Origin of the sequence: [Scytonema hofmanni] UTEX 2349 (assembly GCF_000582685.1) — a bacterium.
In the GTDB taxonomy this organism is placed as follows: domain Bacteria; phylum Cyanobacteriota; class Cyanobacteriia; order Cyanobacteriales; family Nostocaceae; genus Hassallia; species Hassallia hofmanni.
In genome coordinates, this window is the sequence record NZ_KK073768.1 from 4,914,847 (window position 1) to 4,927,499 (window position 12,653).

The 12,653-nt window shown below is 41.8% G+C and carries 11 protein-coding genes; 8 read left to right on the forward strand and 3 right to left on the reverse strand.

The window, feature by feature from the left end:
• Positions 1-39 precede the first annotated feature (39 nt).
• The 4 genes from TOL9009_RS0127425 to TOL9009_RS42355 all read left to right on the forward strand — a co-directional run bounded on the left by TOL9009_RS0127425 (position 40) and on the right by TOL9009_RS42355 (position 3,808).
• The gene (locus TOL9009_RS0127425; RefSeq protein WP_029636370.1) at positions 40-324 is read left to right on the forward strand and encodes an HU family DNA-binding protein; all 285 of its coding nucleotides are present in this window, start codon (positions 40-42) and stop codon (positions 322-324) included.
• Between the two features lie 26 nt (positions 325-350).
• A complete protein-coding gene (locus TOL9009_RS0127430) occupies positions 351-1,559 on the forward strand; it encodes a threonine-phosphate decarboxylase (protein WP_029636372.1) in 1,209 nt (402 codons plus the stop codon).
• A 225-nt stretch (positions 1,560-1,784) separates the two neighbouring features.
• Complete coding sequence (locus TOL9009_RS0127435) at positions 1,785-3,281, forward strand: dihydrolipoyl dehydrogenase family protein (RefSeq protein WP_029636374.1); 1,497 nt, start codon at positions 1,785-1,787, stop codon at positions 3,279-3,281.
• A gap of 152 nt (positions 3,282-3,433) precedes the next feature.
• Positions 3,434-3,808: a hypothetical protein gene (locus TOL9009_RS42355; protein WP_221928656.1), complete on the forward strand. Its 375-nt coding sequence runs from the start codon at positions 3,434-3,436 to the stop codon at positions 3,806-3,808.
• 113 nt (positions 3,809-3,921) lie between these two features.
• On the opposite strand, the gene TOL9009_RS0127445 is transcribed toward TOL9009_RS42355, so the two are convergent.
• The 3 genes from TOL9009_RS0127445 to TOL9009_RS0127455 all read right to left on the reverse strand — a co-directional run bounded on the left by TOL9009_RS0127445 (position 3,922) and on the right by TOL9009_RS0127455 (position 7,129).
• The gene (locus TOL9009_RS0127445; RefSeq protein WP_029636375.1) at positions 3,922-5,682 is read right to left on the reverse strand and encodes a DUF3685 domain-containing protein; all 1,761 of its coding nucleotides are present in this window, start codon (positions 5,680-5,682) and stop codon (positions 3,922-3,924) included.
• A 212-nt stretch (positions 5,683-5,894) separates the two neighbouring features.
• Complete coding sequence (locus TOL9009_RS0127450; RefSeq protein WP_029636377.1) at positions 5,895-6,344, reverse strand: Fur family transcriptional regulator; 450 nt, start codon at positions 6,342-6,344, stop codon at positions 5,895-5,897.
• Positions 6,345-6,637: 293 nt separating this feature from the next.
• Complete coding sequence (locus TOL9009_RS0127455; RefSeq protein ID WP_084763318.1) at positions 6,638-7,129, reverse strand: LuxR family transcriptional regulator; 492 nt, start codon at positions 7,127-7,129, stop codon at positions 6,638-6,640.
• A 482-nt stretch (positions 7,130-7,611) separates the two neighbouring features.
• On the opposite strand from TOL9009_RS0127455, the gene TOL9009_RS0127460 reads away from it, so the two are divergent.
• The 4 genes from TOL9009_RS0127460 to TOL9009_RS0127475 all read left to right on the forward strand — a co-directional run bounded on the left by TOL9009_RS0127460 (position 7,612) and on the right by TOL9009_RS0127475 (position 12,585).
• Positions 7,612-8,457: a hypothetical protein gene (locus TOL9009_RS0127460; protein WP_144238353.1), complete on the forward strand. Its 846-nt coding sequence runs from the start codon at positions 7,612-7,614 to the stop codon at positions 8,455-8,457.
• A 137-nt stretch (positions 8,458-8,594) separates the two neighbouring features.
• On the forward strand, positions 8,595-9,335 hold the full coding sequence (locus TOL9009_RS0127465) for a hypothetical protein (protein WP_029636383.1): 741 nt from the start codon (positions 8,595-8,597) through the stop codon (positions 9,333-9,335).
• A gap of 97 nt (positions 9,336-9,432) precedes the next feature.
• Entirely contained in the window at positions 9,433-10,800 is a 1,368-nt protein-coding gene (locus TOL9009_RS40690) for a hypothetical protein (protein WP_199341367.1), read from the forward strand.
• A 6-nt stretch (positions 10,801-10,806) separates the two neighbouring features.
• Positions 10,807-12,585, forward strand: coding sequence for a hypothetical protein (locus tag TOL9009_RS0127475; protein ID WP_029636384.1), 1,779 nt, complete (start codon positions 10,807-10,809; stop codon positions 12,583-12,585).
• Positions 12,586-12,653 lie beyond the last annotated feature (68 nt).

Sequence of the window (12,653 nt, forward strand, 5' to 3'; positions counted from 1 at the left end):
GCCTGTAGACAATCGAAAATAAACTTCAAGGAGTTTCACATGAACAAAGGTGAATTAGTTGATGCGGTGGCTGAAAAAGCTAGTGTGACGAAGAAGCAAGCTGATGCTGTCTTAAGTGCGGCGTTGGAAACTATTATCGAAGCTGTCTCTTCTGGTGATAAGGTAACGCTGGTGGGGTTTGGTTCGTTTGAATCACGCGAACGTAAAGCTCGTGAAGGTCGCAACCCGAAAACAAACGAAAAGATGGAAATTCCAGCAACCAAGGTTCCTGCTTTTTCCGCTGGCAAAATGTTTAGAGAAAGAGTTGCACCCCCAAAAGTATAAATTCTTTTTTAGGAAACTCTTTTTTTATGCGGCAAAGAGCACACGGGGGAAATTTAGCTTGGGCAGCAGCACTCGCTGGCTGTTCCCCTAGTGCTATTCTGGATTTTTCTGCGAGCATCAGCCCTTTGGGACCACCAAACAGCGCGATCGCTGCTATTACGTCTCAATTGGGTAATCTTAAGCACTATCCAGATCCCGATTACAGTGAACTAAGACAGGCTCTGGGTCACTTCCATCAATTGCCGCCTGAATGGATTCTGCCGGGTAACGGTTCGGCAGAATTACTTACGTTATCAGGTAAAGATTTTTCCAAGCTAGCCGCAACAACTTTAATTACTCCAGCTTTTGGCGATTACTACCGATCGCTTGCGGCATATGATGCCAAAGTGCTGGAGTGTCCGATTGATTTGAGGAGAGGGGGGGACAAGGGGACAAGGGGACAAGGGGGACAAGGGGACAAGGGGGCAAGGGGACAAGGGGAACAAGGGGGCAAGGGGACAAGGGGGCAAGGGGACAAGGGGAACAAGAAAGAATTTCTCCCCCTCTCCTTGTCTCCCCCTCTCCTTGTCTCCCCCTCTCCCCATCCCCCCCTCTCCCAAAGCGGGTTATTGCTGAATAATCCCCACAACCCAACGGGTAAGCTGTTTTCGGTAGAAGAAATTTTGCCTTACTTGGAACAGTTTGCTTTGGTGGTGGTGGATGAAGCGTTTATGGATTTTCTGCCTCCGCATGAGGAACAAAGTCTAATTCCGGTAATTCAGAAATATCCGAATTTGGTGATTTTGCGATCGCTAACAAAATTTTACAGTCTGCCTGGACTGCGACTCGGATATGCGATCGCTCATCCCGATCGCTTGTCTAAATGGCAGCTGTGGCGCGATCCTTGGCCCGTTAACACTTTAGCAGCAGCAGCGGCGATCGCTGCACTCGGCGATAAAGAGTTTCAGTCTGCAACCTGGGAATGGCTACCACCTGCACGAAACCAACTCTTTCAGGGTTTAGCTCAATTACCAGGGTTGCAACCAAAGGAGAGTGCTGCTAATTTTTTACTTGTTGAGTCACAACAATCTGTCTGCCAATTGCAAGAACAATTACTTAAGGATTACCAAATTTACATTCGCGATTGTCTTAGTTTTAAAGAATTAGGCGATCGCTACTTCCGAGTTGCTGTACGCTCTAAATCAGATAACCAATGTTTACTAACAGCGCTGAAAGCATTAGTCAAACAATTTTAGATTTGAGATGAGTGGATTTAACCTACCCACTCATAAAATGAGGCTTGAGGATTTTGGATTGGGTATCCAAAATCCTTGGCTCCAAAATCTAAAATTCAAGAGATAATTGGGCGAATATAATTCGCGGCTACACAAACAAAGTTCACCTACGTGGACTAACCTGAAAATAGGGTTTCAAATTTCCTATCTCCAGAGTAATAAAAGAGCGCTATTGACTATTGACTAATGACTATTGACTACGATGTTGTAATTATTGGCGGTAGTCTCGCTGGACGCAATGCAGCCCTTGCTGCTACTAATCTACACGCCACTGTTGCCTTAGTGGAACCCAAGGTCAACTTGGGGTTTATTTATCACTACGCGCTTGGGGAAATAGGCAAACTTGCCCAGCGTGTTGATGCTGCGGCTAATTTTGGTATTCATTTCTATGGGGATACTGCACAGGATTACCTAAACGGGAGAATACCCACAACAGTCTTCTCAGAAAAGTGCCAAATATCTGTAGAATGGCAAGAGGCGATGCTTTATGCTCGCGGTGTTGTCTCAAATCTTCAAGAACAAAATTCACTCGCCATTTTAGCGGCAAAGGGTGTCGATGTCATCATTGGTAGCGGTGAATTTGTATTGTCACCTCATCTTGCTTTTGCCGTTAATAAGCGTCAGCTTCACGCACGTACCTATTTAATAGCTAGTGGTTCCCGTCCGGCAATTCCAGAAATTGAAGGGTTGCAAAGTACCGGCTTTTTTACTTTATCTAATATTTGGCAGGCTTTGGGTGAGTTTTCAACATTACCCAAAAATTGGGTGATAATTGGCGGTGTCCCCCAAAGCGTTGAAGTAGCACAAACTTTGACGCGATTGGGTTGCAGCGTGACGCTAGTTGTCAAGCATCCCTATATTTTGCCTAATCTTGACCCAGAGATAATCCAGTTGCTACAAGGGCAGTTAGAAGCCGATGGTGTGCGCTTGCTGACGCAAACAACTGTAACTCAGGTGAGACGAATTGATAACAAAAAGTGGGTTCAGGCTGGAGATAAGGCAATTGAAACTGATGAAATTTTGGTAGCGATCGCCCAACAGCCGAATATTGAATCTTTAAATTTGGCTGCGGTAGGTGTCAAATGGCATCAACATCGCTTGATAGTCAATGACAAATTGCAAACAACTAATCGCCATATTTATGCTTGTGGTGATGTTATTGGTGGTTATGAATTTGTTAATATTGCTAATTATGAAGCCAAAATTGCCTTAAAGAATGCTTTGTTTTTTCCAGTTAGTAAAGTTAATTATCAATGCGTTCCTTGGGGACTGTTTTCTTATCCAATGCTGGCACAAGTCGGCTTAACAGAAAAACAAGCCAAATGTCGATATATTCAAGATGAAGTTTTAGTTTTGCGACAATATTTTAAAATATTGACAGCAGCCCAAATTAGCGAAGAAACTACAGGTATATGCAAATTAATTGTCCATCGTAATGGAGAAATTTTAGGCGCTTCTTTACTGGGGGCAGAAGCGGGAGAATTAATAAATATCATTGCTTTGGCTATATCTCAAAAAATTAAAATTAATCAATTAGCGAATTTATCTTTTGTTTATCCGGGTTTCTCAGAAATTATTGAACAAACTGCACAAGAATGGGAACGGCAAAAGTTAAATAGCAATATTGGTTTGCAAGATTTTCTGGAAGGCTTCTTCCATTTTCGCCGCAATTGGAATGTTTAAATGATTTTTATCTCATTGTAAAGTAAAGACGTTCCGGCGGAACGTCTCTACGAGGGTTGCGATATTTTTTTAATGTTAATTAGACATAATATAATTACTAATTAGCACATAAATAGAAGAATTTCATTATGCTAGCTCAACATCAAAAAAGAATGAAAGGTAAAAAAATACCTTTATACTTATCCGTTTTAGGTTTGTCTGTCTCAGCTGTTAGCGGTGGTATTAGCTTTTTTACTAACCTAACTGCTGTTCAAGCAAGGGAGGTAGTCACAAAACCAACCATTGCCACAGTTAAAAGTATGACCAATGGCGACATTATGTGCTATGTCAATTTAGTAGATAACAAAGGAAAAGTCTACCAAAATATCGGTGCGTCTTTTGAAATTTGTGCCAGAGAAAAAACTTTTTTAAACAAGAAAGTGCGCTTATTTTATAAAAAAGTCTCAGTTAACGATTGTCAAAGCGCTGAACCCTGCGGTAAAAGCCGACTAGAAACCCTAATCACGAAGATGGAATTAATTCGATAAAAGTCTCTGATTTAAAGCTATAGCAATCCTAGATCAAAGAGTGAAAATTAGCGGTGTTCAGATTCCCGACTTCTTAAAGAAGTGGGGAATCTAACTTTTCAGGATTATTATAATCATCTAGATCGATCATCGTTTCTTTTCAAGTTTCTTTCCGGCAATTTTGCACTACCAATACCTTGGAGAATACCACGACCAATTAACCCCAAACCTCTACCAATTACTTGAGTGAGAACAAAAACAATACCACCACCAAATAAAGATAATAGTGATTTTAGCCGAGGAGCGATCGCATCCCGAAATTCTAATGCTAATGTCACTAATAGCGGAATTCCAGAAAGTTGGGCTAACTCTTGACTGCGGGGAGCATAAATTGATATTTTCGCAATACCGCGAGGGGTAAATACAAATAGTTCATAACGACTTTCAAAAATCGCCTGAGCTTCACTGACATAATTTCGCAAGCGGTATTTCCATGATAAATCATTGCGGAAACGTTCGATTTCTCGTGTGGAAATAAATTGGCGATCGTAAAAACTTTGTTTAATGGCTTCTACATCTGCTAATGTGTTAAGCAGTGGCTGCACTACACCATTTGCCACTTGAATTAATAAATTTTCTAAAATTATTAAAGATTGCTCCATAGCCTCTAAGCTACCCGCTGCGTAAATGGCATTATCAATAGATAAATCTGTTTGAAATAGTAGATAAGAAAATAACTCTACTACCAGAGGAATCTTTAGAATAATTTCTGTTTCTACAACTTTCGCAGCTTGCAGCAAGAAAGTAACAATTTCTAAATTTTGATTACCTACTTGTACTTTGGTAAATTTACCAAAAAAGTCTGTTGTTGATGCTTGCCATAAATCACATAATATGATATGTTTTAACTCCTTTAATTGATGAACTTCTATTTGAGAAGCACGCAGTTCATCCAAAGAATTAGCAAGTTTTTGCAGAATGAGATAAAGTAAATCCCGTTTTTTATCTGGACGCAAAATGTCAACTTCTAAAGGTTGATCGCTCAAATTTTGTAAAGGTAATTGAAGTTTTGCAACACAAGATGAAAATAATGTTGCTTGCAGCGCTCTTGGGCTAAGTAAAGAAGGATAATTTTGCTTTATTGGCGAGTCTATGACAATAGCACTATTAAGTGAAGGATTTGTTAGTGGTTGGGCGATCGCTGTCATTTTGTCATTTTGCCTTTCTTGGGGTGTGGCTAACAGCCGATTGACTAGCCAACCAGCTGCTAATAATTCGCGTCGCTGTCCAGCTAAAATAGCTCGTTCTAGTAGCGGCAAACCGGGGACTTGCAGTTTTGCGGTCACTTCCGCCAAAGTAGCGTTAATAGAATTAATTCCTAATAAATGCCAATTATTTCGCAGCCTAGCGAAAGGAAGACGGGAAGATTGAGGTAGAGACGTTCCGTCGGAACGTCTGTACGAAGGTGAGGAGTTTGGAGTTATTTTTCCCCCCCCCTGCCAATAATTACCACCAGATGCTATGAGTTGCATTGCCTCAACTAACTCAGAAACAAGTGTACCTTTGGGACAGTAGCCATCTACACCAGCATCTCTTGCCGCCATCAGCAGCCCTGGTTCAGAAACAGAACTGAGCAGTAAAATCGGTAAATTGGGGTACTCAGCTTTAAGTTGGCGACAAAGTTGTAAATAACGACTATTACCTAATTCCAAAATTACCAAATTCACTGCTTTGGGGTCTTTTTTGGCAAATTCTGCTAATATATGCAAGGCAACGGTATCTGTTTCAGCTTCCGATGTAACTTCCAAATTAGGGACTTGTTCCAAAACTACTCGCAACCCTAGCCGAAAAATTGGGTCTTGGTCGATTAATAATACTTTTAGAGGATCGCTCATACTCCACTCAAAAACATAGATGCTATTTTTTGCGCTTTTAGAAAACAGCTGTGATACTTAGCTTAATCCCCTCATTGTGACTTGTTTGGGCAGGACAGAGAAAAAGGACATGGGAAATTTTATGAGGGGAAAAGGTTAAAGGGTAAAGGAAGAAAAGTTTTTCCCTTTTCCCCTTTCCCCCTTTCCCCTTCCTGCTGCCCAATGCCCAACAATTAACTCTCGTCTTTGTTCTGCCGATAGCCATAGAAGTTAATACTATATTCAGTAATTTTCACTCCGGTTTGTTCTTCAACTTGGCGGATAAAATCTTCTGGTAGTTCGATATGAACATCGAGAATTTGATTTGTATCTATGCAGTTAACATGACTGTGAGAATCGCTGATATTACCGTATAAACGTCCGTCGCAGCGTTCGATACACTCAATGATATTTTGACTAGATAACGCTTCTAAGTTTTGATATACGGAGGTGTGTCCGATTTCTTTGCCTTCTTGATTTAGGCGATCGTAAATCTCTCTGGCAGAAAGATGCTCTTGTGCTTGCCACAGTAGTTCTAAAATAAAGCGACGCTGCCGGCTAACGCGCATACCCAGTGTTTGGCATCTGTCAATGGCATCTTCTAGAGAACGAATTGGTGTTGTAGAGATTACTTGTTTTTGCATATTTATTTATGTTTCTTAACTATTGGGGTTATTTCTATGTTTGAACGTGTAATTGTTATTTTATTTATGCAATGTTTTTCTAATTTGCACTGAAATCCCTATATCTGTGTTTTTGCTTTTGATTGCTAGGCAAGTGCAAAGAAAGAGCGATTAGTTTTTGTGCTTCTTGAGAGTTGCTTTTTCACACCCTAATCTAAAACAAACTCATTACAACTTTAGCTTAAAATCACGGCTTACGTCTACTTGAGGCAGGGGCTTAAGTTATGTTACGGCTATATAAATGAACTGCTGTGCTACTTGTGTAAGGAATTTTCCTCAAGTAGGCAAGTAATCATAGCAGTTCTGGAAGTGACACCGAGTTTGACAAAAATACGCCGCAGGTGAGTAGCGACAGTCCAAGGGCTAATTTGGAGACGAATGGCAATACATTTGTTAGAAAGACCCTGTGCGACTAATTTAGCGATCGCAATTTCACGGGGGCTAAGATTAATTTTTTCTTCAAAACGGTCTGCATCTCCATCAAATGAAGGGTTTTCCTGGGATGCAAACTGTAGGTGGGAAATTGATTTTTCCTTGCTACAGCGCACTAGGTAGTAATGTACACCATCTACATCAGATTCAAAAATTACTTCATTAAGCATCATGTTGGTGGTTTGAGGCAGCTTGCGAGGAGGGGAAATAGTAACTTGTCTGACTAAAACCTTTAGCAGCGCTTCTTGTTCTAACGCAAGCAGATTTTGATTCTCGGATGCAGCTACCAGTTTCTTCCTGTTGGATATCGTCATGGTTCTTATTCATCCTGTAAGTTTTACTGGATAGATAAATTCAAATACTTAGGCAATAATTCCGCAACTAACACACAAAACTTTTTTTAAAGTGATAACCTATTACACTATTTCAAATGGCAAATGTAATCACCCTAGTGTGTACTTACAGTTTGCCATTAACAAACGTATAATTGAATCTTTTTGATACAACTCATAACAGTCACAACCTCGAAAAATCACGGTTAATCAAAGTTAAATATATTATTTTGACTACTTAATATGTGTTTTATCCTAGCTAAATTTCAGCAGATTTTTTCAAATTATAGTAGCAATTAAGACTCTATATCTTTGATGGTAGCTCGAATGTGTGACACTCAACCGAGCTAGCCAAAATGTGTTTCCCTAGAAAAAGCGACTTGTGGCAACCTTGCAGGAACAGTTATACCTAAATACGTAAGCATTCTCATCCACGGAGTCACAAGATGTTGGACGGAGAAACGATGCAGCATGAATTTGAAGATGAATTTGAAGACGAATTTGAGAGTGGATACTCTAACGAATTCGAGGATGAATATGAAAATGAAGAATTTCTCGGCTCAATTGCCAAAGGCGTAGGCAATATGCTTGTAGGCGATGGAGAAAGCGAGTATGAAAACGAGTATGAAAGCGAAGCTTTCTTAGGAAAACTCCGCCGACTAATTCCCAAAATAACTCCCATACTCAAAAAGATAGCCCCCTATGCTGCGGGTGCTGTAGGTACAGCGATTGGTGGTCCGGCTGCGGGTGCAGCCTTAGGTGCGATTACCAGTAAATTGGCTCGCGAAAGCGAATTTGAGTCTGAATTAACCAGTGAATTTGACAATGAGTACGAATGGACAGGGGAAATGACCAGTGAGTACGAATACGAATCCGTACCACAATATGAAGCTTTGACAGAAGCTTTAGCCACCGCTGCCAGCAAAGTTGAAAGCGAAGCCGAAGCCGAAGGCTACGCTGGGGCTTTCACAGCCAGAATTATCCCCATCCAATCGCCAGCCATGCGTCAAATAACTCCAAGTTTGATTCGAGGTTCGGTCTACTTAACCCGCACCCTACGGAAATCTCCCACAACTCGTCCATTAGTCAAAGTAATTCCCTCGATTGTTGACAGAACTAGTAAGACGTTAGCTAAACAAGCAGCAAAAGGTCAGCCGATTACGTCCCGGATGGCTGCTCGTGTGATGGCTGGTCATACCCAAAAGGTACTTAGCAGCCCTGTCACTGTAGCCAAGACGCTGATGGGTTCGCCTAAATCAGCAGGGCGGAAAATGAAAAAGCCTGTACCAGCTAAACGAGCAATGGGTTAGGCGAATTGAAGTAACGTTTTTAAACGTAGAGGAGCGCGGAGTAATCGCAGGGGTACGCAGAGTTTTTTTGAGTCAGGAATGAGCGCAAAAACTCTCTCGCTCCTCTTGTTCTTTTTAAATACAGGAGAACCTAAACTATGTTTGAGTATGAACTGGAAAGTGGTTTAGACCGGGAATTCGAGTTGGAATTTGAGAGTGAATACGAAAGTGAGGAATTTTTAGGGAGTATATTGAGCAAAGTTGCACCAATGGCAATTAATGCTGTTGGTAGTCTCCTGGGTGGAGGAGACAATGAATTTGAATTTGAGGATGAGCAGGAACCATTTTTGGGGTCAATTGGAAACGTAATTGGCGGTTTGTTAGGTGAGGGTGAATATGAGTTTGAGAGTGAGTTTGAATCATCTCAAGCAAATGAGTATGAAGCGTTGATGGAGCATTTAGGATATATGGCAGCTAACAGTGAAAGCGAAGCTGAAGCTGAAGCTTTTCTGGGTGCATTAATTCCCTTGGCTGCTAAAGCTTTACCGGGAATTGTGAAAGCTGCTTCTACAATTATCCCAAAGGTTGCGCCAAAACTAATTCAAGGTGCATCAAGAATCGGAAAAGCAATGTTCCGCAATAGCAGAACCCGTCCGCTACTGAAGACTATGCCAAAGATAATGCAAAGCACCGTCAGCAATTTGGCTCGGCAAGCGGCACAGGGCAAACCAATTACACAAAAGTCTGCGGTGCAAACCCTGGCACGTCAAACTGCTCAGGTTTTAGGGAAACCGAAAGTAGCAGCTAATTTGATGAAGCGATCGCGCGTTATCCATAGCAAAAGATGTCCCCATTGTCGTCACATCTCTAAACAGTCTGGGCAAGCAGTTTATCGCTAATACCCTGGGATGCTTTGAATTAGTCAATAGTCAAACGCTCGTGCCGCTTCCCTCTCAGCCCTTAAGGGACTGAGTTTCCCGCATCCCGTGAGGTCTTATGAACGGACTGTTTGAAACGCTGATAGAGGATACACCGGATGACTGGGACGATAATTATCAGGTTCCGTCATTATTGTCCCAAAATAATATACCCGCTTCCCGCTTTGTCGAACCACTGAATTTAGATCCTTGGTTGCGGGTACAGGCGCTAAATGTTACTAGGCACGCGGCAGCGTTGCGTTCCTTTCGACACGATGAGTTTGGCACAGATGCTGCCAGTCCCAGCGATGCTCACATTGATGCGGTGAATCAACTTTTAATGCAGTTGCGATCGCATTTGCGTTCTGTATCAAAGACAGTGGGAAGAAGCGCCCAAGCATCGATTCAGCAGCCGGATAGCGCTTTATTGCAGCAATTGATGAGCCATAAAGATCAGGCACACAACTTAGTCCGCATGATTGAGCAAATCTGGGATTTCTACTTAGAGTTATTCGGACAAAGACAATCCCAATTTGGTAATTGGCTATTAGCTTGCGATCGCATCGCTCTCGATTGTTATCAGTACATTTACATGGGGCTGGGACGGTCTAGGTCAATTCCAGCACCCGCGCCCTTTTCTTATATGAAAACTGGCTTTTCTCCGGCAACATTTCGGCGCGGTATTCCCCTAACTAAACTGAGTCAACAAATTAATCCATTTCCGTTGATTCAACTACCTTATCATCGCTTGGTCAACCCGTGGACATTGGGAGCGATTTTGCATGAAGTTTCCCACAATCTGCAAACCGATTTACAACTGCGACAGACAATTCCCCAAGCGATCGCCAAACGTCTTTTAAAAGCGGGAATGAGCAAATTTGTTGCCGCTACTTGGACTCGTTGGCATAGCGAAACCTTTGCTGACATGTCTGGTTTGTTACTGGGGGGACCTTATGTTGTTGCTTCCTTAATGGATATTGCTGGGCGATCGCCTCAAGCTACCCTTAATTTTCACCCAGGTGCCCCCCATCCCACACCGTATCTGCGAGTATTTATTAGCACCGAATTACTACGCCGTATGGGTTTTTCCAAAGCTGCAAATAACTATAAAAGCATTTGGCAACAAATTTACCCCAACCCCAGCGCAGGCAATATTCCTCAAGAAATTTTAGAAACCTTTAGTAAAGCCAATGCCTTGGTAGTAGACACCATTTGTTACACCCCTTACGAAGAACTAGGGGGCAGAACCTTAGCTGAGGTGACGGGATTCAAATTTCACCACCAGCAAATGATTTTAGAAGCGGGACAACGTTTAGCAACAGGGAACGATCCGGGAATTATTCCAGAACGGTTTTTGATTGGTGCATCGCGTGCTGCACTTGATAAAAAGCTAGCAACACCTGGGGTGATTACGCAAAACTTTTACAAAGCCCTGGTAAGGAGATAACAAATTATGACCACATATCGGATTCGCGGTCAAGTCAAAAATACGGAAAATATTCCAGAGGCTGTACCTCTACGAGTTGAGGCTTGGGATAAAGATGAACACTTTGATGACCGGCTTGGCAGCAGCAAAACTGATTCAGAAGGTATTTTTGATATCGAATTTACAGAACAAGATTTCATTCAAGATACAGAAGAAAGAGATTGGATACCTGATGTTTTCTTCGTAGTTTATCGCGGCAAAGATTTAGTGGGTAGCACTGTTGAGGAATGCCTGGAAAGTATTATTTGGAAATATTTCCTTGTTGTAGTTCAGCAATCTCAAGTTCAACGTGTTTTACCGAAATTACCTTTGAAGTTGAATGGCAATAATACTGGATCAATTCAAATTTTGGCAGCAGGGATAGTTCCCGAAACGACGACACCAACTAAACCTTTAAATGGGTTTCAAATATATAACGATAATGTAGTTGATATTTTGCCCACAATCGAGAATGTTAACCCTCTACCTACAACTCGAAATTCGGCTTTAGTTACTGTTGATAATAGTGGTGGTTCTTTACAGCAAATAGTCGATAATGCCCTCGGTCAAGTATTGTGCCGAAGCTCTAATAATGACCCCAAAGCCTTCCTAGATTCCCTGACTAAAACCTTTACTCCCCAAGAAAGTAACGGACGCATTACTTATAATTGGACGCCTTGCAGCTACAACACAGTCCAAACGGAATTAGGGGGGACAGTGAGTGGAGCGCAAGCTAGCCTTTATCATCGTGCCAAAACCTTATTAGATGATGCCTTGCGGCAGTTAGATAAACTTTATGCTCTCAACCCCGCAGCCGATCCGCAGAATATGGAAGCCGTGCGATCGGTTGTTCGGACACAAATAGTCGAGTTAATTAATGAATTGGGAACCCAAGGGGGACCACGTACCCAGCGGGTTGATAGTTTATTTCAACTATTGCTAGGAGATGTAGAAGAAAATGATAGCTTTGAGAAAATTGGCGGACAGTTAAAGGATTTAGCTGATATTTTTGGTTTAGTGCGATCGCGTGTCAACAATGTTGATGAAGAACAAAATTTCAGTAACTACCTAATTATCAAAGATTCGCTACTTTCGCTCAGAGACAGTTGGAATGCTTTTAATGCTGATACTGGTGGTGGTGCTTACATTGGTACGCAGCTAGTATTGTTATCTCAAGCTTTGTCAGTTGTTGCCGAATCAGTTCAGGAAACTTATCGGATTATGGATAGTGTTTTCCTCGGTCCTGCCGAAAGACAAGCTGTTTGGATTGATTTTGCCAAAGCTAGACAAAATCCCCCAAATCGTGATAAAAAGTTGGCATTTCCTTTACCAGATGGCACTCAATATACTATCGAAGAAACCAAACAATTAAAGCCGGCGATGACAATCGAAAAACTGTTGTCATGGACATTAAATTGGTCAACCAAAGAAGCCCCGACAATTGCGATCGCTGGTGGCAAATTGGGAATTGCTAAATCAATCGTCGAAACGTCAAACCGATTAATGATTTTGGTGCAAGCGGCTTCTTACGTGCGCGTTCCCAACACAGCATTTCAAAGAGCAGGTGTAGTTCGTGCGTTGAGAGATTTATCATTTCAGTTGTTTGAAGTCAAACGTTTGGCAGCAGAACTAATTCCACCTTTAACCGGTGAAAAAATGCCAGATGCAGATGATGTGAAAGATTTATTACAAGATATCCGAGATTTGTTGCGACAAAATCCAGAGATCGTGAAAGCTCTTGGACGCAACCTCAACCGCAGTCAATAGTTAACAGTTAATAGTCAACAGTCAATATTTTGACTGACAAATGACAAATGACTAATGACTAATAACTA